The 20,479-nt window shown below is 61.2% G+C and carries 23 protein-coding genes and 1 pseudogene; 12 read left to right on the top strand and 12 right to left on the bottom strand.

What is annotated here, in order from left to right; genetic code table 11:
• Positions 1-60: 60 nt before the first annotated feature.
• Positions 61-1,749 (bottom strand): sensor histidine kinase, encoded by a 1,689-nt coding sequence (locus TSACC_RS15170; RefSeq protein ID WP_075080080.1) that lies wholly within the window; start codon positions 1,747-1,749, stop codon positions 61-63.
• Positions 1,750-2,115: 366 nt separating this feature from the next.
• On the opposite strand from TSACC_RS15170, the gene TSACC_RS15165 reads away from it, so the two are divergent.
• Positions 2,116-2,394 (top strand): hypothetical protein, encoded by a 279-nt coding sequence (locus TSACC_RS15165; RefSeq protein WP_075080079.1) that lies wholly within the window; start codon positions 2,116-2,118, stop codon positions 2,392-2,394.
• Between the two features lie 36 nt (positions 2,395-2,430).
• Here the strand turns inward: TSACC_RS15165 and TSACC_RS15160 are convergent, their stop codons facing one another.
• Positions 2,431-2,769, bottom strand: coding sequence for a hypothetical protein (locus tag TSACC_RS15160; protein WP_075080078.1), 339 nt, complete (start codon positions 2,767-2,769; stop codon positions 2,431-2,433).
• A gap of 289 nt (positions 2,770-3,058) precedes the next feature.
• Here TSACC_RS15160 and TSACC_RS15155 point away from each other — a divergent pair, with 289 nt between their 5' ends.
• The gene (locus TSACC_RS15155) at positions 3,059-3,280 is read left to right on the top strand and encodes a Nif11-like leader peptide family natural product precursor (protein WP_075080077.1); all 222 of its coding nucleotides are present in this window, start codon (positions 3,059-3,061) and stop codon (positions 3,278-3,280) included.
• A 149-nt stretch (positions 3,281-3,429) separates the two neighbouring features.
• On the opposite strand, the gene TSACC_RS15150 is transcribed toward TSACC_RS15155, so the two are convergent.
• Positions 3,430-3,822, bottom strand: a complete 393-nt coding sequence (locus TSACC_RS15150) for a carboxypeptidase-like regulatory domain-containing protein (RefSeq protein ID WP_075080076.1) — start codon at positions 3,820-3,822, stop codon at positions 3,430-3,432.
• Between the two features lie 39 nt (positions 3,823-3,861).
• Here TSACC_RS15150 and TSACC_RS15145 point away from each other — a divergent pair, with 39 nt between their 5' ends.
• Positions 3,862-4,758 carry a cation diffusion facilitator family transporter gene (locus TSACC_RS15145; RefSeq protein ID WP_075080075.1) on the top strand — a complete coding sequence of 299 codons (897 nt, stop codon included), beginning with the start codon at positions 3,862-3,864 and terminating at the stop codon, positions 4,756-4,758.
• Here TSACC_RS15145 and TSACC_RS15140 read toward each other — a convergent pair.
• Positions 4,739-5,971, bottom strand: a complete 1,233-nt coding sequence (locus tag TSACC_RS15140) for a hypothetical protein (RefSeq protein WP_075080074.1) — start codon at positions 5,969-5,971, stop codon at positions 4,739-4,741. The two genes, TSACC_RS15145 and TSACC_RS15140, sit on opposite strands and share 20 nt — an antisense overlap.
• Positions 5,972-6,181: 210 nt before the next feature.
• Between TSACC_RS15140 and TSACC_RS15135 the strand changes: the two genes are divergently transcribed.
• From TSACC_RS15135 to TSACC_RS22770, 8 genes and pseudogenes are all read left to right on the top strand, one after another.
• Positions 6,182-7,675, top strand: a complete 1,494-nt coding sequence (locus TSACC_RS15135) for an MFS transporter (RefSeq protein ID WP_075080073.1) — start codon at positions 6,182-6,184, stop codon at positions 7,673-7,675.
• A 190-nt stretch (positions 7,676-7,865) separates the two neighbouring features.
• A complete protein-coding gene (locus TSACC_RS15130) occupies positions 7,866-8,576 on the top strand; it encodes an MlaE family ABC transporter permease (protein ID WP_202815978.1) in 711 nt (236 codons plus the stop codon).
• Between the two features lie 3 nt (positions 8,577-8,579).
• Positions 8,580-9,359 (top strand): ABC transporter ATP-binding protein, encoded by a 780-nt coding sequence (locus TSACC_RS15125; protein WP_075080071.1) that lies wholly within the window; start codon positions 8,580-8,582, stop codon positions 9,357-9,359.
• Complete coding sequence (mlaD, locus tag TSACC_RS15120) at positions 9,356-9,844, top strand: outer membrane lipid asymmetry maintenance protein MlaD (RefSeq protein WP_075080070.1); 489 nt, start codon at positions 9,356-9,358, stop codon at positions 9,842-9,844. Before TSACC_RS15125 ends, mlaD begins: the two co-directional genes overlap by 4 nt.
• Complete coding sequence (locus tag TSACC_RS15115) at positions 9,841-10,419, top strand: MlaC/ttg2D family ABC transporter substrate-binding protein (protein ID WP_075080069.1); 579 nt, start codon at positions 9,841-9,843, stop codon at positions 10,417-10,419. Before mlaD ends, TSACC_RS15115 begins: the two co-directional genes overlap by 4 nt.
• A complete protein-coding gene (locus TSACC_RS15110; protein WP_075080068.1) occupies positions 10,419-11,198 on the top strand; it encodes an MlaA family lipoprotein in 780 nt (259 codons plus the stop codon). Before TSACC_RS15115 ends, TSACC_RS15110 begins: the two co-directional genes overlap by 1 nt.
• A 41-nt stretch (positions 11,199-11,239) precedes the next feature.
• A pseudogene (locus TSACC_RS22775) lies at positions 11,240-11,641 on the top strand (DUF5069 domain-containing protein); the annotation flags it as partial.
• Positions 11,642-11,674: 33 nt separating this feature from the next.
• The gene (locus TSACC_RS22770; protein WP_075080771.1) at positions 11,675-12,247 is read left to right on the top strand and encodes a GNAT family N-acetyltransferase; all 573 of its coding nucleotides are present in this window, start codon (positions 11,675-11,677) and stop codon (positions 12,245-12,247) included.
• On the opposite strand, the gene TSACC_RS15095 is transcribed toward TSACC_RS22770, so the two are convergent.
• The 7 genes from TSACC_RS15095 to ric form a co-directional block, all read right to left on the bottom strand.
• Positions 12,216-13,430, bottom strand: coding sequence for a trans-sulfuration enzyme family protein (locus TSACC_RS15095; RefSeq protein WP_075080067.1), 1,215 nt, complete (start codon positions 13,428-13,430; stop codon positions 12,216-12,218). The two genes, TSACC_RS22770 and TSACC_RS15095, sit on opposite strands and share 32 nt — an antisense overlap.
• 63 nt (positions 13,431-13,493) lie before the next feature.
• Positions 13,494-13,922, bottom strand: coding sequence for an acyl-CoA thioesterase (locus TSACC_RS15090; protein WP_202815977.1), 429 nt, complete (start codon positions 13,920-13,922; stop codon positions 13,494-13,496).
• 49 nt (positions 13,923-13,971) lie between these two features.
• Positions 13,972-15,105, bottom strand: a complete 1,134-nt coding sequence (locus tag TSACC_RS15085; RefSeq protein ID WP_075080769.1) for an MFS transporter — start codon at positions 15,103-15,105, stop codon at positions 13,972-13,974.
• A gap of 73 nt (positions 15,106-15,178) precedes the next feature.
• The gene (locus TSACC_RS15080) at positions 15,179-15,670 is read right to left on the bottom strand and encodes a tyrosine phosphatase family protein (RefSeq protein WP_075080066.1); all 492 of its coding nucleotides are present in this window, start codon (positions 15,668-15,670) and stop codon (positions 15,179-15,181) included.
• 96 nt (positions 15,671-15,766) lie between these two features.
• Complete coding sequence (locus tag TSACC_RS15075) at positions 15,767-16,174, bottom strand: RrF2 family transcriptional regulator (protein WP_075080065.1); 408 nt, start codon at positions 16,172-16,174, stop codon at positions 15,767-15,769.
• 4 nt (positions 16,175-16,178) lie between these two features.
• Positions 16,179-17,831 carry a hydroxylamine reductase gene (hcp, locus tag TSACC_RS15070; protein WP_075080064.1) on the bottom strand — a complete coding sequence of 551 codons (1,653 nt, stop codon included), beginning with the start codon at positions 17,829-17,831 and terminating at the stop codon, positions 16,179-16,181.
• Positions 17,832-17,863: 32 nt separating this feature from the next.
• Positions 17,864-18,595 (bottom strand): iron-sulfur cluster repair di-iron protein, encoded by a 732-nt coding sequence (ric, locus tag TSACC_RS15065; protein ID WP_075080063.1) that lies wholly within the window; start codon positions 18,593-18,595, stop codon positions 17,864-17,866.
• 237 nt (positions 18,596-18,832) lie between these two features.
• Here ric and TSACC_RS15060 point away from each other — a divergent pair, with 237 nt between their 5' ends.
• Positions 18,833-19,951 (top strand): alkene reductase, encoded by a 1,119-nt coding sequence (locus TSACC_RS15060; RefSeq protein WP_075080062.1) that lies wholly within the window; start codon positions 18,833-18,835, stop codon positions 19,949-19,951.
• A gap of 24 nt (positions 19,952-19,975) precedes the next feature.
• Here TSACC_RS15060 and TSACC_RS15055 read toward each other — a convergent pair whose 3' ends face one another.
• On the bottom strand, positions 19,976-20,434 hold the full coding sequence (locus tag TSACC_RS15055) for a NanQ anomerase/TabA/YiaL family protein (protein ID WP_075080061.1): 459 nt from the start codon (positions 20,432-20,434) through the stop codon (positions 19,976-19,978).
• Between the last annotated feature and the right edge of the window lie 45 nt (positions 20,435-20,479).

Here is a 20,479-nt window from a genome sequence, read left to right as displayed (position 1 = left end):
AGAGGAGGTAACACAAAACAACCCCCTCGCCAATGCTGCTTCGCCGGTGGGGCGAAGCCCTCAGGATCCGAGCGCCGCGGGCAGGGTGACGAGGAAGGTCGTTCCTTTGCCGGGCATGCTTTCCACCGAGATCGTCCCGCCATTGGCCTGCACGAAGTCCATGCACAATTGCAGGCCAAGCCCCAGACCGCGCTCGCCCCTGGTGCCGAGAGTGGAATCTGCATCGGTATGAAAGAGTGCATGGCTCCGGGCGGAGTCCATACCCACCCCGTCATCGGTCACGGCGAGGGTCCACTGACTGGCGGTCCGTTTTGCGGACAAGGAAATATGGCCATCCGTCCGGGTAAACTTGATGGCGTTTGACAGCAGGTTGCGCATGACGGACTTGATCTGTCGCGGATCGGCCCAGAGAGAGGCTTCGGCGGGGATGGCGTTCTCGATGCGAATGTGCTTTTCCTTGGCAAGGAGAGCGAGGAGTTGGATCTCGTCATGCGCCGCAGTGTGGAGGTTCACGCTTTCCGGTTTGGCTTCCAGGGGATTGGTCTGGAGGCTGCCCCACTCCATGAGATTGCTCAGGGCGATGAGGACGTGATCCACCCCGCGGTGGAGGTCATCGCGGATCTCCTTGAAGGTTTCCATGTCGAGCGAATCGTTGCCGAGCAACTCAAGGGAGCTCTTCAGGTTCCCCACGGGACCGCGCAGGTCATGGCCGATGATGGAGAAAAGCCGGTCCCGGGCGGACTTGGCGCGTTCGAGCTGGAGATTCTTGGCCTCCAGGTTGCGCTGATAGCGAATGATGGTCTGGTGAAAGATGCCGAGAAGCAGGGCCGCCACGAGCAGGCAAACGATGAAGTTGAGTCCGAAAGTCTTGTAAAGAATGGCTCCCGTGCCGTCGGAGGCCTGCTCGACCACGAGCACCCAGTTCAGCTCGGGGATATAGCGGTAGCTAGCGAGAGAGCCATTGCTTGCGACTACCGAGATCTCCGCGGTCGTATCGCCCCGGCCGACCTGCTCGAGAATGGTCTGCATGGCCTTTTCCCCGGCATGAGCAGGGATCTCGGAGGCAGTTCCTGGTGCGGCGGGGCTGCGGAGGACGAGATTGCCCTTGAGGTCGTAGAAATAAACATCGCGATGGTAGCGCTCGCGATATTTTTGCATGAGGGATTTCACCGCGCTAACGCTGAGTCCGACGCCTGTGGCCGCGAGGAACTCCCCGTTGTTTCCCAGGATGCGATAGTTGATGAAGATCGTCATCGCATTGCTGTTCGACATGTCGGGATCGACGTTGATTTCGTAATCCGACGTCATCTTCCGGACGCGGAAAAACCACTCATCCGCGGGATTGTCCTCCCGGACGACCTTGAGCACCTCCGTCGCGTTGTAGTATTTTCGCGTGTTTTCCGAGACGAGGAATGCCGTGATTGTGCCGTACCTCTTCTTGATGTGGGAGAGATAGTCCGTGATCGCCGACTCGTCCTTTTCGCCCTGCATCAGCCAGGTTTTTACAAAGGTATCATTCGCCATCAGGGACGAGATGAGGATCGGGCGGAAAAGGTCGTGCTGGATCTCCGAGTAGATGTTGTTGCTCGAGAGCGGGAGTTCGTTCTGGAGGATGGCTGAGCGAATTGACTGGCGCGACACGAGATAGCTGATCGTGCTGGTGAGAAGGAAGCCGAGGAACAGCATCGCCCCGAGAAAGAACAGCAGCCGCGAGCGGGAAATCGACGACAATTTACGGAGGAGGTTCATCGGGTATACAACTCATCGGGACTTACCGGCCAATACTCATGTAAACCCGACCTGAAGAGTGTAACGGGGAATGCGATGAGAGTGAAAGCAGAGAGTCACACGGAGGAGTCTCCATCGGGGATTGTGAGATCGTTACGGGCGCTGTGGACCTTGAATGCGAGAGGGATGATCGGTTTTCACGAACTCTTCATAATATCGTGTCTTTTTAAGGATTTTTCGGAAATGAGGAGGATCGGAGCCAAAGCGCTGCATGAGAATCGTTGGGATTTGCAAAATGGATTTCCCGATTTTTTCTGCTCGGTGGCCTGCTAGCCTGGGATTCGGAAAATCTCTAGAACATTTGCCGGAACGACCTGGCTCAACCGAATGAACCTTAATCGACTTTTCTCACTGGGGGTGGCACTCAGCTATCTTTGCCTGGCATATTTCACCCATGGCTGGGAACTCGTGTGGCGGGTGGCGATATTCCTGGTCTTGCCGATGGCCTGTATCTGGTTTGGCGAGGAGATGGGTGGGTTTACGGGAATGACGGGACGCGGGGCGATCACCGGTACCACGCCGGGTTGGCTGGTTGCCGCGGGCGGATGGCTTTTGCTGATGTTACCGATCATCATTGTAGCAATTGGGTATTGGCATCGCATGTGAGTTGATCTGCGCGGCCGGACTGATCGTCGTTTTCAGTCAGCCAGGGATGGCGGGGACCTCGATCCGCAAATCAGGTTCGTTATGGATGAATGCGATTCGCAGGCTGGCGGCGACCTCCCCGGTCGCGGTGGAGAGGGTGAGTTCCTCCGGAGATGGCGGCTGGAGATCGATCTCCAACTCTGCGAGATGAATGCGCAGGTCCGCCAGTCTCGCTGAGGGAATCTCGATGGTGAAGCACACCGCCATATTGGAAAACTGATGGTAGTCGAGGATGTACCCGCGGCAGGCGATGACCGCATCGGAGGCCTGCGAGGTGACTGCATGGCGCTCTGCGCGGGTAATGCCCTGGATTTGGAGGAGTCGGCGTCTGGCCATCAGGAGAGAGCAGAAACTTTGGGAGCTTTGCGAACCTCGAAATCCTGCCAGGAGGCGAGGCCAGGGACGAGGCGAAATGGCGAAATCGCGCGGCAGCCATGCGAGCCGTCTTGTCAGAAGGCCCGTGATCTGTTAGCAAAAAGTTGTAACAGACGCCTTGGGTGCAGGGGCATTTTCCCGGTTGGGAGGGTAGCGGCCCTGTCTTGGTGGAACGAAAGCAAACCGTGTCGTTTTCAGGGGTGGCAAACGTCATCCGGAAAGTGGCGCACAACTCCGTCCATCATCATTTATGTCCAGAGAGAACGTGGAACGCCTGCTGCTCGCGGGAGGCAAAGACAAGGACCTGCGCGCGAAATACAATGCCTTCGAGACGAAGGAGGAGTTTGTCGCCTCGGCGGTGCAGGATGGCTTCGACTTCACCATCGAGGAACTCGACAAGGTCATCGCTGACGAGGGGGATTCCTTCGAGTCCGCCGGCAATCCGCGCACGCGCAACATCTGGTGGCGCTAGGATAGCGTCTTTCGCTACGGGCGGTTTGTCTCTGCGAGCGTGCTCGCGAGAGATTGCAACGCTGCCTCCGGGTCGTGCGTCGCTGTGAGAATCACACCCGCAGGTGAGATCACGAAAAAGGTTGGCCTCACCTCCAAATGGAAAGCTTTTTAGCTCCTGGCCGCGATGAGGACATTGAACAACAGCGCGTCGTCGATATTTGCGATGGTGAAGTGGCCGTCCGAGTCGGTGGTCGCCGCTTTCCCGCAGTCGCTGTAGCATGATGGGCAAAGGGGACTGAAGCCCTCCCGCACTTGCGCGGTCGAAATAAGCACACGGGCTTCCGGAATTGGCTGGCCAGACTCATCGGTAACGGTGCCGCGCAAATCCGCCGCCACTAGGGTGCCTGGAACCATCGACAGGAGCCAACCCATCGCGAGCAGGCAAAGGGAAAGGACGTGAGGTCGTGTGTATAGCGAGATGAAAGGCATGTGAGGAGGGGGCTGGGCTGGTCGGTGAAAAGCGGGGCGTCCGGCGACCGCGGCGGGCTGCGATATCATCATGGCGCTTTTATTGTGCCATGATCGAGATAGGTAAAATTCATGAGCAGTACCGAGCATAACCGCCATCGCACCCTGGTCGTCATGGTGTGGTGCGAGTCAGTGGCATTTGTTTGTACGCTGGCGGCAGCATGGGTGGCGAACTCTCTGACCCTGTGGGCAAATTGTCTGCGAGTGGGATTGGAACTGCCCGCGAGTTTCTTCGCTCTCTACGTGAGCGCACGTATCCTGCGGAGGCAGGTGGGGAAGTTTGAGTACGGGCTCGGGAAGTGGGAAAATCTCGCGTCGCTGGTGAATGTGCCGCTGATGTTTGTCGGTCTGGTTTTTCTCGCGATACGCGCGGTGCAGAGCCTGTTTGATCCGCGCCCGGTCGAGCACACGGGATTCGGGCTAGTGGTATTGCTGGTGTTTGCCTGCGTGAATGTCGCTCTGGCCATGCGCTTCCGCGGGTTGCTTCGCACGGAGTGGTCACCGCTGATCCATGCGCAGTATGTGATGTATCGCAACGCCGCCTGCGCCTCCTTTTTCTCGATCGCGACGCTCGGAGTGGCGGCACTCGCGGGTTCGGCCGGCGCCTATCTCGACATTGTCGGTGCCCTGGCGATGGCGGCCCTCATCGTGCAAAGCGCCCTGCTGCTCCTGCGGCAATCGCTCTCGGCCCTGCTCGACGAGGCGGTGGAGGAGTCGATTCGGATTCGGATCGACAAGGAATTGAGTGTATCGGGCGACCTCAGCGGGCCGGTGCGGCGGATTCGGTCGCGACACTCGGGGAACCGGATTTTTGTCGACGTGGAGGTTCTGTGCGATTCCGCGCTCCCGGTCGGCGACTTTCTTCGGCAGGCCGGGAAAATCCGCGCCGGAATCCTGAGGGCGGCTCCCGGTGCGGAGGTAACGGTGATCCCCTGCGATGGGGCTGTGCTTACTCCTGGTCGATCGTGAGCACGACCGGCTCGGGCTGACGATAGGTACGGAGCAGCCGGGCGATGTCGGGATGGCTTTCCAACTGTTTACGGATATGGGCGAGGCGCGACTCCCATTCGCTACGGCTGCCCTGCCAGAGAAGCGCGGGCTGGAATTTTCCCGCCGAGCCATCACGCCGGAGCTGGACCTGTAGCCTTACGGCAGCCACACGATCCCCGCGGAACGCGAAAATGATCGAGTCCAGTGGGAGGACCGGGCCACTGGTGAAATCATCTGCCAGGGAAATCATCCCCAGGCTGCGAAGGATGAAGAAAAACTGGACGTCATGGCCGACGAGAATCTGTCGGGAACCGGGCGGGAGCTGGTCGATATGGTGAAGGGGGAACCAGGCTTGAATGGAGCCGACGGCACCGGGATTCATTATCATCCATCGGGCGGCGCTCACTTTCAGGCCGGTGCGGATCAGCGCGCCGACGTCCGTTGGCCCGGGGGCCTTGTCAAAGAGGATGCGGAGGGGAGGCCCTTTCGCCGAGGCCATTTCCAAGGAAACTGCGAGCTTTGCCGTTTCACGGAAGATCGGAGCTTCCTTCTTTTCATTCGGGAATACCGCAGGGATCGCAACCGGATGGACCGCGCCCATCACCGTCTGCTGGAAGGATTGGAGAAATTCGGCAGTCGACTGGCGGATGGCGATACTTTCCTCCCGGGTGATCTTGCGGCGAAACTCCTCGATCGTCTCTGGTGCCAGCACACTGGGGTCGAAGGAGGTGACAAAGTCCTTCACCTCGGTGTCGCGCGAAGGGACCCCGACCAGCGGAACCTTGCCTCCCAGCCCGCGCTGGATGGAGAGTGCGGTTTCAAAATCGCGTGAGGTGCCGAGATCGGGACGGATGAGATCCCAGTGCTGGTCGAGCTTCCCGGCTCCGACCGCCTGCCCCGCCAATTCGACGGCAGCGCGCAAGCCGGGGGGATAGACCTGTTCCGCGATGCGCAATCCCTCGGGCATGGCATCCATCCCGTAGGCAAACATGGGTGGCGAGAACTGAAAGCCGATCTCGGGCAGGTTGATCACCTCCGGGGGGACCGCCTTGGAAACACCGCGGAAGGTATGGCGCGCATAAACCGCAATCGTTGTCTGCGGTTCCGCTGTGTTCCCGCCGGTGGAAAGGAGGGAGACCAGCAGACCGATTATGCCAAAGCGTAAAAAAACCACGGCCGTGGAGATTGTCACAAGGTCCCCCAAATGTCTTTAGGGTGTTTGCGGAAAACACCTGCCACATACGCTCTCCCAATGGTGTGAATTTCGTTTCTCGTTTCATTTCTTAAGAATGAAACGATGAAACGAAATTACCGGGGAGGTCTGGAGGGGGGCGGATTGCGGTTACAATCTTCCGCCCCGGCGATTTGACGAACCAGCCATTCTCCGCCTAGAACGCCGATCATGAATATCCCCGGACGTCCCATACTAAAGGCGGCACACGGTCCCAACCGCCGCTGGTGGGTGCTGGGAGCAGTCGAGTGCGGAAATTTCGTCGTGTACATGGACGCCTTCATCGTGACGCTGGCTTTGCCAGCCATGGCGGCGCAATTTGGCATCGGGCTTCATGAGGTGAAGTGGGTGATGCTTTCTTACATGATCGCCCTTACGGCCTCGTTGTTGGTGGCGGGACGACTGGGCGACCGGCTGGGACGCAAGACCGTCACCATTCTCGGCATGGGCGCTCTGGCGGCAGCTTCGCTGGCCTGTCTTTTCGCTCCGACGCTGGCGGTGCTCATTGCCTGCCGGGCGGTGCAGGGGATCGGCGGGGCGCTGGTGCTGGCCAATGTGATGGCGGAAATCACCGCGGTGTTTCCCAAGGTGGAGCGACGGCGGGCCATGGCGATCAATGCTTCCGTGCTGGCCATGGGACAGGTGGTCGGCTTGTTGCTGGGCGGAGCCTTGATCGGGGCCTTCGGGTGGCGGTCGATCTTCCTGGTCATCGCGCTTATCTCCTCTGCCGGGCTGCTGCTTGATGCCTTGATCCTGAGGAATCAGAGCTGCTCGCGCGCGGGGCGCTTCGACCTTGCCGGGGCCATGCTGTCGATTCCCTTGATTGGCATCCCTTTTCTCCTGGTCGAGAGGCTGGCTTCGCGGGCTGCGCAGGGTTTTCCCTGGGAACTGCTGGGAGCAGGGCTGGGCCTGCTCGTGATCTTCCTGGTGGTGGAACTCCGCATGGCGTCTCCGTTGCTCGATCCCCGGGTGTTTCGGCTGCGCGCCTATGTGTGTGGGTCGTTCGCGGCGGCGGCATACTTTGTGGCAGCGGCATCGTGCTACTTTCTCGTGCCGCTCTACGCGCAGGCGGTGCTGGGGCTGACGCCGTTTCAGGCAGGATTGCTGATGCTGCCGCTTTCGGTTGCGCTCACAACCACCAGTCAGATCATCGGTGGACTTTCCAAATACATCAGCGCCCGGGTGGTGGCGTCGTTTGGCCTGCTCTGTACGGCGGGCGGCGTGCTGGCTCTTTCCTTCCTCGGGCCGACGGGGGGACTCCTGCTCGTGGCCGGAATCGTCGCCCTCATCGGGGCGGGCGGAGGGCTCTTTCATCCGCCGAACAACACCTCTGTCCTGGCTGCCGTCCCACAATCAATGCTCGGCTCGGCCAATGGGTTCTTTGCCATGGCGCGGAATTTCGGCCAGGCCCTCGGTGTATCGCTGGCGGCGGCTATCCTCGGGGCAACCGTGGCCGGGACCGGAGCCGGGAAGCTTCTCGCCGGCTATCACCCGGAGCATGCCAGGGAGGCGGTATTTGCGATCTACACCAGCGGGCAAAGCGCGGCTTTTCACCTCGCTGCCATGATTGGCCTCGTGGGGGCGATCGTATCAGCCTTCCGGGGACCGCCGATCATGGCTCCACCCCCGGAGGACCTGAAAACTCCCGCCTCGACGGCGAAGTAGGCGCTCTGGCCGTGCAGGTGAGGAGACCTGTTGACCGGATGGCTAAAAAAGCCTGTCGGTTCTTTTCGTTGGAACGAAACATCGGATTGCAGAACTTCCCGCCGCCTGCCAAGTATCCACGCCTGTGGTAGGAGTGCTCGGTCGCAATACATTGGATCTCGTTTCCCGTTTGGGCGAGTTTGCCTTGTTTGTGATCGCATCCTTTCGTGGTGCGATTGGTTCGCGACGTCTGCCTCGGCGCATTGTGCGTGCTTTTTATGAACAGGGGGCTCTCTGCCTGCCGGTCATTCTCATCGTTGGCATCTTCACCGGCCTCGTTCTCGGGCTCCAGGGGTACTACGTATTGAGCCGCTTCGGGTCGGAGGGGTTGCTGGGAGCGCTGGTCTCGCTGAGCCTCGTGCGGGAGATGGCTCCGGTGCTCGCGGCCCTGATGATTGTCGGCCAGGCGGGATCGGCCCTCGCGGCTGAGCTGGGCATCCAGCGCAACTCCGAGCAGATCGTGGCGCTCGAGACCATGGGTATCAACAGCCATGGTTATCTCGTGTCGCCCCGCCTGCTGGCGGCTCTCGTCGTTTTTCCTCTTCAAACCGCCCTTTTCGTCGCCATTGGCCTCTACGGAGGGAGCCTTTCGGGTTCCGTGCTCCTCGGCGTCGATCCCGGCATCTACTGGTCGGCGGTGGAGCGTGCGGTCGAGATGGCGGATGTGCGCGAGTGCTTCATCAAGGCCGCGACCTTCGGCCTGCTGACGATTTCCATCTGCTCCTATTACGGCTACAACGCACACCGCTGCTCCACGGCCACGGGCGCTCGGGCGGTGAGCGCGTCCACCACTCGTGCGGTGGTGCTGTCCAGCATCGTCGTGCTGGCGGTCGATTACGCCATCACCTCATTCCTGGTCTAGTCCATGAGCGCGCCACTGCTGCAAGTCACGGGATTACGCAAGAGCTTCGGCTCGCACGAGGTGCTATCTGGCATCAACCTCGAGGTCCGGCGCGGGCAGGTGTTTACCATTCTCGGCCCCAGCGGCGCGGGGAAATCGGTCTTCCTGAAATGCCTGGGTGGCGTGATCACGCAGGACGCGGGCGAGGTGCGGTTCGATGGGAAGCTCCTCTCGGCGTCCAACCCGGCGTCGCTGGCGGATTTTCGCCATCGGTGCAGCTTTCTGTTCCAGAGCAACGCTCTCTTTGACTCCCTCACGGCGCTGGAAAACGTCGCTCTCCCGCTCGAGCAGACGACCGATCTTTCCAATCGCGAAATCCGCCAGCAGGCCATGGAGGCGCTGCGGCAGCTCGAGATCGACACCTTCGCCGGCCGGTACCCGAGCCAGATGTCGGGTGGTATGCAAAAGCGGCTCGCCCTGGCCCGAGCCATCGTCACCAAGCCCGAGCTGGTATTCTTCGACGAACCGACGGCAGGACTCGACCCTTTGCGGCGCAATGCCGTCTTTGCCATGATCGCCCGGTACCAACGGCAGCTGGCCTTTACCGCGCTTGTCGTCACGCACGACGTACCCGAGGCACTGGTTACCAGCGACCGCGTTGCCCTGCTCGAGGGCGGACAGCTTCGCTTCGACGGTACCCCGGCGGACTTTTCTTCCTCGACGCTCCCGGTCGTCACAGGATTCCGTGACAGTGTCGAGGCACTTGGCAACACTCTTGCTGCATTACAGACTTCTCCAAAATGAAACCATCCCGTCTTGAGCTCCTCGTGGGCGTGTTTGTCCTCATGGGACTTGCTGCTGTGCTTTATCTCACGATCAAGCTCGGCGCCGGCAATCTCCCCTCGGGCGACACCTACGTGATCGAGGCGCGCTTTTCCAACGCTGGCGGATTGCACAAAGGTGGCAGCGTGGTGGTTTCAGGTGTGACCGTTGGCCGGGTGGAGGATATCCGGCTCGACAAAAACGATTTCAGCGCCATCGCGACCCTGCGGGTGCAGTCCGTCCTGCACCTCCCGACGGACTCCATGGCGTCGATCAAGACATCTGGGTTGATCGGAGACAAATTTGTTGCGCTTTCTCCGGGAGCGGATGAAACCTACCTGCAACCTGGCACTCGCATCACCATGACCGAATCATCCGTGGATCTGGAGTCGCTCATCGGAAAAATGGCTTTTGGCTCCGCGGACAAACCGGCCGAGGGCCAGCCCACGCCTCAACCACAACCATGACCACGCCTCGTCTCTTTCTCCTTCTTGCTGCTTTCGTCTCGCTGACCGTCCCTGCGATGGCCCAGAGCGTAGCGGAGCAAAAGGTGCGCTCAAACAATGACGAACTCATCGCCATTGCCGAGAAAGTACCCAACAACGAGGTGCTCATGCAAAAAGTGCGCCCGGTGTTGGAAAAAAACATGAGCTTTCCTGCCATGACGCGGCGGGCCATCGGGCCGGGATGGAAGACCTTTACTCCCGACCAGCAGAAGAAAGCCATCTCGCTCTTCACCGACCTCATCATCCGCCGCTATGCCGGACGCTACACCATCGGCGAGCGTCCCGAGGTGACCTACAAGGCGGCGGCCACGCCTGCTCCCGGTCGCGCCGAGGTGCCGACCGTGGTGCTCTACAAGGGCAGCAAATACGAGGTCATCTATCGCCTGGAGCAAAGCGAAGACTGGCGCATCACCGATGTCGTGGTGGAAGGCGTGAGCTTCGTGGGCAACTACCGCTCGCAATTTGACGCACAGTTTCAAAAGGGAGGCGCCAACGCCGTCCTGGCTGCGCTCACCAACGCCGTGAATAACCCCTAATGAAAAAGATCCTGTGCCTCTCGCTCGCCTCCGCGTTGTTTGTCGGCTGTGCGACCACCAAGAAAGAAGCGCCCGCAGCCCCTGCCGACGGCAAAGCCGCCGTGGGCGGCAAGGCCGTGGCCGGTCCCACGGATGACCTCGATACCTACGCCACCGTGGCTCAGGTGCCTGATCCGCTCCAGCCGGTCAATCGCGTCACCTTCTGGATCAATCACCAGGTTTACCGCTACATCCTCAAGCCCGTCTCCATCGGGTACAAGTTCATCGTTCCCGAGAAGGGACGCGAGGCGATCGGCAATGCCTTTGAGAACGTCAAATACCCCGTGCGTCTCGCCAACAACCTTCTGCAGGCCGACCTGCCCGGGGCAGGCAAGCAGACGGGAGCCTTTCTCGTGAATAGCACCGTCGGCATCGGCGGGCTGGGGCGTCCGGCCCAGCATATCCCGGCTTTGGCCGACCTGCCGCCGGTAGACACCGCCCAGACCTTTGCCAAATGGGGCATTCCGAATGGTTTCTATTTCGTGCTTCCGCTGATCGGTCCTACCACCCTGCGCGATGGCGTGGGGCTGGCGGGTGACTGGGCGCTGAATCCCATCACCTGGTGCGGATACATCTGGGGCCAGCCGGTGTGGTATATCGCCGTGCCCGCGGCGAACACGATGCGCTCGCTTCCGGCGCAGATCGACACCTACGATGCGGCTACGAAGGACACGATCGATCGCTATCTCGCCGCCCGCACTGCGTACATTCAGTATCGGAACGGAATCAACTCGCGCTAGTCTTGAGGCGCCGGTGATTTGTGCTGGCTCCAGAGAGGTTGATGAGTAGTGATGTCGTAACCATGCCCAGACCGGTCGAGCGATTGGCCGACTGTGTCTGGTTGTGCCGGCTGATTTTCAAGGCCAGGCAATTTGCCGCAGGCGCACTGCCGCCTGAGTTTGCTGCGAGGTTCTGCCACCCGACTGGTATTGACGGGCATTTTCTGGCGTTTTTTCACCTGACCCGGGAGGAAATCCTCGCCGCATCCGGGCAGGACGATGCCGCCGTGGCAGAGTGGTTTCTTTCCTCCGGGGAACGAAACGAGCGGATTGCGGAATGGAATCACATCGCGGTGAATCTCGGGCGTCCCGGCTTTCCCATGGCGGACCGATTACAGGTTGCGCTTGCTTCGGTCTATCCGCATCTCGCCCATCGCAACCTCCAGACCGTTTTTGAGGTGCTTGAGGCTGATGATGCGCAGGAGGCGCACCGTGTGATGTTTTTCCCTATACCGCGCGAGATCGAGACCGACCGCATCCGGCTCCGCCAGTGGCGCGAGGAGGATTTTGCACCTTTCGCCGCGCTAACCGCTGATCCCGAGGTCATGCGCTATTTCCCCGCCACCCTGAGCGAGGAGGAAAGCAGCGCCTATGCGCAGCGATGCCACGACCTCATCGCAGAGCGTGGTTGGGGGTTCTGGGCGGCTGAGGAAAAGCAGTCGGGCGAGTTCATTGGTTTCCTCGGCCTGCACATTCCGACGGCGCCGCTTCCGTTCATGCCCTGTGTCGAGATTGGCTGGCGGCTTGCGAGAAAATGGTGGGGCAAGGGGTTTGCCACCGAAGGTGCGCGAGGGGCGCTGGAATTCGGTTTCCGCGAGCTGGACCTCGACTCGATCGTGTCTTTTACCGCTCTGGTCAATACCCGCTCCGAGGCGGTGATGAAGCGCCTCGGCATGCAGCGCGAGGCCACCTTTGAGCATCCCGTCGTCCCGCCTGGCCACGTGCTGCGGGAGCACTGTCTCTACCGGCTGGCGAATCCTAACCGAGTGCCTGAGACAGATCGGCGATAAGATCGCCCGGGTCCTCGAGGCCGACGGACAGACGGAAGATCCCATCTCCGGCAAAGGAGCGATAGACGGCTTCCTGTTCCGGCGTGAGCAGGAAGGACGTGCGAAGCATTTCGGAGGTGGAGAGGTAAAAAATCAGGCTCCGGTGGTGGCCCAGCGAGACCGCGTAATGAACCGTGTGCAGACGGTCGGAAAGCTGGCGGGCCACTTCCTCCCCGTCTCCGTGAATCTGGAAGGTCAGCATGCCGGAGAAGTTGCTCATTTGCCGCCGGGCGAGCGCCATCTGGGGGTGCGAGGCGAGGCCGGGATAGATGACACGTTTCACCTTGGGATGATTCTCCAGGGCATTTGCCACGGCGAGAGCTCCCTCTTCATGGGCGCGCATGCGGATCGTCAACGTCGCCAGCCCGCGCATGATCAGCCACGCGTTGAAGGGGCTGATGGTGCCCCCGAGATGAATGCCGGTACCCTTGCGCAGTGGGGCGAGATCATCAGTCCTGCCGAGCACCGCGCCGCCTACGGCATCACCATGCCCGCCGAGGTACTTGGTCAGCGAATGCACGACCAGATCGGCCCCGAGGTCCAGAGGTCGGGTGGCGATGGGCGTGGCAAAGGTGGAATCGACGGCGAGCTTGGCCCCGACGCGGTGGGCCATGTCGGCGACGGCGGCGATGTCGGTGAGCTTGAGAATCGGGTTGGCCGGGGTCTCCGCATAGACGAGTCGGGTGTTGGGACGGAGGGCTGCCTCCAGCAGCGCGGGATCGGAAAGATCGACGCGCGACACCTCGACGCCGTGGGCGGGCAGGAAGTCGCGGGCAAACTCCGCCGTACCCGCATAACTCACGTCGGAGAGGATGAAATGATCTCCGGGCTTGAGCGTTTGCAGGAGCAGGCTGGTGATGGCCGACATGCCGCTGGCGAAGGCGATGCAGGCCTCCGCACCCTCCAGATTGGCGAGTTTGCGCTCGAGCTGGGCAATGGTGGGATTGCCCCATCGCGTGTAGATGAAAGGCGTGTTTTCCCCGAAGTCCTCCGCCGAGAATGAAGCCCCCGCCTCGGTGACAAAGGTCGTCGACATCACGAGGTTGGGCGCGGACGCTCCGGTGACGGGATCGGGGTGCTCCCCTGCGTGAATGGCCCGCGTCGCAAAGGCGGCAGGTGGCCGGGGTTGAGGCGTGTCGGACATGGCGGTTCCCTTCGGAGAAATAACGTAGCGCGAACCCGAGGGGAAATCGAACGCCGAATGCCGCTAGCCGAGATCGGCGAGCGGGAAACACAAGCGCACGCTCTCGGGAATCGAGCGCGGCCGCCCTGTTTCCGCGCAGACGTAGACCCACTCGGTTTCCCCCTGTGCGAGCACCACGCCGTCGGAGAGGCGGGTGAAACGGTAACGGCGGGTCGAGGTGGCGCGCTTGGCAGTGACGATGCAGGTGGCGGCTTCGATGACTTCGCCGACGTAGGCGGGGCGGAGATACTCGATGTGATGCGAGCGGGCGAACCACGTCGCTCCGTCGTCGCGGGCGGCAGCGGTTGCGCCGGAGTCGTTGGCGTGCTGGATGGCGACATCCTGCATCCACTGGACAAAGACAACATTGTTTACGTGGCCATTGGCGTCGATGGCGGAGGAGGGGACCTCGATGCGGCGAGTGAGAATGCCGGGCGTGTCGGTGGGTGTCACGGTACGCCAGGATTCTCGCCGCGGGAGGGCGGGGCTGACAAAGGAATTCTTATGCCCGGATGAAGCGTCCGCTCAAGGCCACCGCGATGAGAAGCAGCGTGATCAAGGCAAATGCAACCGAGAGCGACGACAGGTGCGAGATGAACCCGATCGCTGCGGGGCCCGCCAGGATGCCTGCATATCCGAGCGTCGTGATGGCGGGAATGGCGACATTTTCCGGCATGACCTTTTGCCGACCCACAGAGGAGAACATCACCGGCACGATATTGGAACATCCGATGCCGACGAGGGCGTAGCCGACCAGCGCGGTGGGCCAGTAAGGGTAAAGCGTTACGCCGATGCCGAGGGCGGCGCAGATGCCGCCGAGGAGGACGACCTTGGGGCCGCCGAGGCGGTGAACGATGCCGTCTCCGGTGAGGCGTCCCAGAGTCATGGTGCAGGCAAAAGCGGCATAGCCCAGCCCGGCTTGGGCGGGAGTCATGCCGTGGTGCGAAATGAGATACACGGCGCTCCAGTCGAGCATCGAACCCTCCGTGAGGAAGACGATGAAGCACACGATGCCGATCAAAAGCACGATGCCATGCGGCACGGCGAAGAGAGGACCGTCGCTGCTGCTGCCGTAGGGAAGCAAATCCCGGACGGAGGCAATGATGGCGAGCGTGATAAGGATGAGCACCACCACGACCGCCAGCAGCGGACTCACGCCCAGCCCGAGCAGCATGGTCACCCCCGCCGCCCCGACGATGCCGCCGAGGCTGAACATGCCGTGAAAACCCGACATCATGGTTTTCCCGCTGGCCCGCTCCACGATCACGGCCTGCACATTCATGCTCACATCGAGCGAACCCACCCCCGCGCCAAAGGCGAGCAGGCTGATCATCAGGCCGGGAAGGTTGGAGAGTGTGGCGAGGAAGGGCAGCGCCACGGCGAGCAGGATGCTCGACGCCGTGATGACGATCCGGCAGCCGAGCTTTGCCGAGAGCGCCCCCGCCAGCGGCATTGCCACGATGGAGCCCGCCCCGAGGCAAAGCAGGAGGAGGCCGAGTATGCCGTCGTCGATCTGTGCCCGCACCTTGGCAAAAGGTACCAGCGGAGCCCATGCCGCCATGCCGATGCCCGCAATGAAAAAGACAATGCGGGTGGAAATCTGCTCGGCGCGGCCAGGTGTCGATTGCGAAGTCATCAGGAGAAAATCGTGCGGTGAAATGGTGGAGCTCGCAAGGTAACTGCGAACTCCCGCGAGACCAGCGGGATGTTTATTTTTTGCAAGCCCGGGCCATTGCCCCGCGCCGGTCGAGCAGGTCATCGGCGAGGCTGATGATGAGCTCGTTGGGCATGGCTTGCGGGCGGCTTTCGCGCATCGTGGTGAGGCATTTCTTTTCCTCACCGGGCTGGCTCAGCGAGCACAGCAGCGAATACGCCACGGCGGTTGAGCGCGAGACCCCCGCCCAGCAGTGGACGAGGAGATTGTCCGAGTCGGTAATTTCCCGGCCAAACTCCAGGATCTCAGCGATCTTCTCGGCTGTCGGCACCACCTGCTCGTCGGTCGGTGCGGAGATATCGTGCATGTAGGTGAAGTGCGTCTTCGCCTCCGGAGTCAGCCTGGCACGCAGTTTCTCGATATGATTTCCTCGCTCCATCCAGACCGGATCCCAGATCGAGATCACGTGGCTGAAATTTGACAGATCCAGCGCGTCCAGCTCATGGACGCCGCAGATCGTCAGCTTCGGAAACCGCTCTGTTGCCATACTGCTACTCACAAGTCTGGTAGCATGTCCGATGCCGTCACGGGCAGGCAATCCCAACCCGTGTTTTGCCTGATTCGCCGAGGGAAACTCGTACCGCTACGCGTTCGTCTTTTGAAAAATCGCCAGCGTGGTGTTCTCCATGAAGCGGCGGTTGTTCTCCACCATCTCGACGATGGTGTTGTGCAGCGGACAGGGTTCGCCGTGGCCGCACCAGTTCGGGCCAAAGGGACAGCGGGAAGGTTCGTCGGTCTGTTCAAAGAGCGCGACGATGTCAAAGAGGCAGATCTCGCTGGCGGTGCGCGCCAGCGTGTAGCCACCGCCCGGGCCGGGCTGGCCATTGACCAGGCCAGCAGCGGCGAGTTGGGTGAGGAGCTTGGCCGTCAGGGCGACGGAGATGCCCCGGGCGCGTGCGATCTCGCCCGAGCCCGCCCGCCGCGCGGGGTCCGCCGCGAGGTAACTCATGACGGCGATGCCGTTCGCGGCGGTTTTCCCATAGATGAACATCCGGTCAGGCTGCCATACCGGTCATCATTTCGTCGATATCCTCTTCCGGGGTGCCGATCGTCTTGATGTCGAAGGTCTCGACCAGGAACTTCGCGACATTGGGCGAGAGGAAGGCTGGGAGCGAGGGCCCGAGCCGGATGCCCTTGACCCCGAGGTGCAACAGGGCGAGGAGCACGCAGACCGCTTTTTGCTCGTACCAGGCGATGTCGTAGGAAATCGGCAGGTCGTTGATGTCTGCAAGGCCGAGGACTTCCTTGAGCTTGAGCGCGATCATGACGAGGGAGTACGAGTCGTTGCACTGCCCGGCGTCGAGCACGCGCGGGATGCCGCCGATGTTGCCGAGGTCGAGCTTGTTGTAGCGAAACTTCGCACATCCGGCGGTGAGGATCACGGCGCTCTGCGGCAGCTTCTGCGCGACCTCCGTGTAATAGCTGCGCCCGCTGTGGCGGCCATCGCAGCCCGCGAGAACGACGAAGCGCTCGATCGCGCGGGAGTTTACCGCGTCGAGGACCTTGTCCGCGAGGGAGAGCACCTGATTGTGGGCAAAGCCGCCGACGATCGTGCCGGTCTCCAGTTCGCGCGGAGGGGCGCAGGTTTTCGCCTGGGCGATGATCGCGGAGAAGTCCTTTGCTCCGCCGCGCGAGGCGACGGGAATGTGCTTCGCGCCGGGATAACCCACCGCGCCCGTGGTGTAGAGCCGGTCGAGGTAGGTATTCTGGCTGCGCAGCGGGACGAGGCAATTCGTGGTCAGGAGGACGGGGCCGTTGAAGGCCTCAAACTCCGCAGTCTGCTGCCACCAGGCGCCGCCGTAGTTGCCGACGAAGTGAGGGTATTTCTTGAAGGCGGGATAGTAGTGCGCTGGGAGCATCTCGCCATGCGTGTAAATGTCGACTCCGGCGTCCTTGCTTTGCTCCAGCAGTTCGCCGATATCCTTGAGGTCGTGTCCGCTAATGAGGATGCCCGGGCGCTGGCCTACGCCGATATTCACCTGCGTGATCTCGGGATGGCCGAAGGTCGAGGTGTTGGCATTGTCGAGGAGCGCCATGGCGGTGACGGAAACCGCGCCTGCCTTCATCACCAGCGCGATGAGCTGGTCCATGCCGATGGAGCGCGTGGTGGCCTCGAGGCCCTCATAGAAAAAGTCATCGACCTCCGCGCTGCGGTAGCCGAGCGCGCCCGCATGCTTTGCGTAGGCGGCGATGCCCTTGATGCCGGTGATGAGGAGTTCGCGCAGGGAGCGGATGTCTTCGTCGGGCTCGGCGAGGATGCCGACGATCTGCGCCTTGCGGGCAAAGTGCGTCGCATCACCGCGCCAGGTCGCGCAATCCGGCAGATCGCCGGTATCGACTGCGCCAGCAGCCCGCCATTGCGCATCGAGCTGGTCGAGACGATACTGGCCGTCCTCGATGCGGGCGACGAACCAGGCGTCATCCCAGTTGGCATTCGTAATGGTCGAGAAAAGGCTCTCGATGACGAAGTCCGTGTGAGCGCTTTCCCTCTGGCCGAGGTCGGCGAGACGCTGCACGTAAACCGCGATGCCCTTGAGCGTGTAGACCAGCAGGTCTTGCAGGGCGGCGGTGGTTTCGGGTTTTCCGCAGACACCTTTGATGGTGCAGCCGGAGTTATTGGCGGATTCCTGGCACTGGAAGCAGAACATGGCGGTTATTGGGGTATGGGGTGGTTGATCGACTAGGCCCGGGCGGTCATTGCGAGGGCGGCGGGGAAGAGGACGTGATTCTCGAGATGAATGTGACGATGCAGATCGGTCTCGAGTTCCTCCAGGCCGGCGAACAGCGCGCGCCACGTGTTGCAGGCCTCGACAGGCGGAGTGTAGTCGTTGGTCAGCAGACGCAGCCGGGCCAGGGCTTCGCCCGCGTCATCATGCTCCTCGATCATCTGAGCGACCGGACCGTCGAGAGTCCACTCCGTCGCGCCACTGGCGTCGGCCGCCTTGATGGCAGGGAAAAGAATCTCTTCCTCCTTGCGCAGGTGGCTGTCGAGTTCGACGAAAAGCTGCTCAAAGACCGCGAACACCTCCGCGACGGACGGCGTGTGCCCGCCATGCACCTTCGCTACCCGTGCCGCCATGGCGTGGAGGCGGGGAAGTTCCCGGCGCAGATAATCGTGATGCGTCTCGACGATGTAGGCCGCGAGTGCGGCGGGCGGGAGTTCTGCGGGGTTTCGTTCCAGAGCGGGACGCCCGGCGGATTCCGCGGCGAGATCAGCCAGCACGCCATCGAGCGCGATACCGCGCTGCTCGCAGCTCGCGCGCAAGGTTTGCCCGCCCTTGCAGCAGAAGTCGATGCCGAGCGCCTGAAAGATTCGCGAACGTCCCGGTCGTTCCGCCACCAGCGAGCCCACTGTCCGTTCAGGCAGGGGAGTTTCGTGAGATTCCGTTGGGAACGAATGATGGTGGCTCATGATGGGAGCACTTCATCGCAACTTGTTGAACAAATAAAGATAAAACTATCTTTATTTAAATAATTGAGAGCTGTGCGGAATTGGTGAGAGAGGGACGAGATATTGAGCGGGTCGAGATTTCGTTCGAGGTCGGTGATTGAAATTTTTTATGCATACTGCTTGTGATCAATGGTTTGCGTGTTTAGTTTGCTCCTGGCATGCGGAGTGATCCTTGTGCGGGAGAAATCAAATCTCACTATGAACGCACACTCACCACTCCTTGATCCCGTCGAAGTCGGCTTCCGCCTTTTCCCGAACCGTATCGTCATGGCACCTCTCACTCGAATGCGGGCGCACATGCCGGGCAATATTCCTTGGGCACTCAATGAGGAGTACTATCGACAGCGCTCCAGTGCGGGACTCATCATCAGCGAAGGCACGCCGGTATCTGTGACGGGACACGGCTACTACGGAACGCCCGGTATCCACACTGCGGAACAGGTGGAAGGGTGGAAGGGGGTGACTCGGGCGGTGCATAATGCCAGCGGGCACATCTTTCTTCAGCTCTGGCATGTGGGCCGTCTTTCTCATACGGACCTCCAGCCCGGTGGAGCAGCACCTCTGGCCCCGTCGGCCATCGCGGCGGAAGGCTCAGCTCATACAAAGGAAGGTCCGAAACCCTGGTCTCTCCCTAGGGCTCTGCAGATCGACGAGATATCGCAGATCGTTGCGGATTTCGCCCGCGGAGCAGCTATGGCGAAGGAGGCGGGCTTCGATGGAGTAGAAATTCACGGTGCGAATGGCTATCTGCTCGAGCAGTTCCTGAGCGACCGGATCAATCTGCGCGATGACATTTACGGAGGATCCGTTGAAAATCGCGCACGTTTCTTCCTGGATGTCGTCGCCGCCGTTACTGCTGTGTGGGGCAGCGAGTATGTCGGCGTACGGATATCACCGAGCAACACCTACGGAACCGTAGAGCACAGTGATCGCTACGGCACCTACGCGCATCTCATCGGAAAACTGAACGCCTTTCACCTGGCATATCTGCATATCGTCGAGCCTCGCGTCGCGGGTAATATCGATATCGACCCGCTGCACGATCTTGGGTGCTCGCGGTTTCGCCCGCTGGTAACCGGGAGTACAAAATTGATCTCCGCCGGGGGCTATACCCGAGAGTCGGGGGAGAGAGCGATCGCGGAGGGGCATACGGACCTCGTTGCCTACGGAAGGAGCTTCATTGCGAATCCTGACCTCGTTGAGCGGTTCCGCGAAGGAGCACCGTTGAACCCCTATGATCGCTCGACGTTTTACGGTGGCACGGAGAAGGGATACACGGACTATCCCACTCTGGAGCGGAGCCTCCAGAGCGTGTGATTCGCCTGAGGGAACGGCTGTGCGTCAGGCCTCGAGCTTGAGGACGACCTTACGCACGGCCTCGGGCCGGCCTGGTACGACCTGGCAGCTGGGCATGTGGGCCTCGTCCTGCCAGAGGACCATGAACTTCCCGGCAGAGAGGATCACGGATTCCGCATCGGGGATGATGTGATACTTCGTCACGTCCTTGGCTTCGCTAAAAGGCACGTCGACCGTGAGAGTGTCTACTGGCGTGAAATACAGCGTTTCGCGGCCGGAGATGATGTATTGAATGTCGACGTAACGGCGATGAGCCTCAAAAAACCGGGTGGCCGGGTCGTGCGTCTCGTAGGACTGCACGATGGCGACGAGGCGCTCGCCGTCGAGTTCGATGCGCTCATCGGGTGCATCCGACGGAAGGTTCTGCAAAAAGTCGAAGCCCAGTTTCCAGAGTGGGCCGAGATGGTGGTAGCGGGGAGATTGGGTAAGGAAATCGAGGATCATGAAATAAGGGTGTTGTTCGCTGGAAGCGACGCCGCGCTCCCAGCG

Source organism: Terrimicrobium sacchariphilum (assembly GCF_001613545.1).
Classification (GTDB): Bacteria; Verrucomicrobiota; Verrucomicrobiia; order Chthoniobacterales; family Terrimicrobiaceae; genus Terrimicrobium; species Terrimicrobium sacchariphilum.
This window is presented reverse-complemented; position numbering and strand designations above follow the sequence as displayed.

Coding starts and splice junctions, on each gene's coding strand:
- TSACC_RS15170 (WP_075080080.1), bottom strand. CDS start 1,749: ATGAACCTCCTCCGTAAATTGTCGTCGATTTCCCGCTCGCGGCTGCTG.
- TSACC_RS15165 (WP_075080079.1), top strand. CDS start 2,116: ATGAACCTTAATCGACTTTTCTCACTGGGGGTGGCACTCAGCTATCTT.
- TSACC_RS15160 (WP_075080078.1), bottom strand. CDS start 2,769: ATGGCCAGACGCCGACTCCTCCAAATCCAGGGCATTACCCGCGCAGAG.
- TSACC_RS15155 (WP_075080077.1), top strand. CDS start 3,059: ATGTCCAGAGAGAACGTGGAACGCCTGCTGCTCGCGGGAGGCAAAGAC.
- TSACC_RS15150 (WP_075080076.1), bottom strand. CDS start 3,822: ATGATGATATCGCAGCCCGCCGCGGTCGCCGGACGCCCCGCTTTTCAC.
- TSACC_RS15145 (WP_075080075.1), top strand. CDS start 3,862: ATGAGCAGTACCGAGCATAACCGCCATCGCACCCTGGTCGTCATGGTG.
- TSACC_RS15135 (WP_075080073.1), top strand. CDS start 6,182: ATGAATATCCCCGGACGTCCCATACTAAAGGCGGCACACGGTCCCAAC.
- TSACC_RS15125 (WP_075080071.1), top strand. CDS start 8,580: ATGAGCGCGCCACTGCTGCAAGTCACGGGATTACGCAAGAGCTTCGGC.
- mlaD (WP_075080070.1), top strand. CDS start 9,356: ATGAAACCATCCCGTCTTGAGCTCCTCGTGGGCGTGTTTGTCCTCATG.
- TSACC_RS15115 (WP_075080069.1), top strand. CDS start 9,841: ATGACCACGCCTCGTCTCTTTCTCCTTCTTGCTGCTTTCGTCTCGCTG.
- TSACC_RS15110 (WP_075080068.1), top strand. CDS start 10,419: ATGAAAAAGATCCTGTGCCTCTCGCTCGCCTCCGCGTTGTTTGTCGGC.
- TSACC_RS22770 (WP_075080771.1), top strand. CDS start 11,675: ATGTTTTTCCCTATACCGCGCGAGATCGAGACCGACCGCATCCGGCTC.
- TSACC_RS15095 (WP_075080067.1), bottom strand. CDS start 13,430: ATGTCCGACACGCCTCAACCCCGGCCACCTGCCGCCTTTGCGACGCGG.
- TSACC_RS15085 (WP_075080769.1), bottom strand. CDS start 15,105: ATGACTTCGCAATCGACACCTGGCCGCGCCGAGCAGATTTCCACCCGC.
- TSACC_RS15080 (WP_075080066.1), bottom strand. CDS start 15,670: ATGGCAACAGAGCGGTTTCCGAAGCTGACGATCTGCGGCGTCCATGAG.
- TSACC_RS15075 (WP_075080065.1), bottom strand. CDS start 16,174: ATGTTCATCTATGGGAAAACCGCCGCGAACGGCATCGCCGTCATGAGT.
- hcp (WP_075080064.1), bottom strand. CDS start 17,831: ATGTTCTGCTTCCAGTGCCAGGAATCCGCCAATAACTCCGGCTGCACC.
- ric (WP_075080063.1), bottom strand. CDS start 18,595: ATGAGCCACCATCATTCGTTCCCAACGGAATCTCACGAAACTCCCCTG.
- TSACC_RS15060 (WP_075080062.1), top strand. CDS start 18,833: ATGAACGCACACTCACCACTCCTTGATCCCGTCGAAGTCGGCTTCCGC.
- TSACC_RS15055 (WP_075080061.1), bottom strand. CDS start 20,434: ATGATCCTCGATTTCCTTACCCAATCTCCCCGCTACCACCATCTCGGC.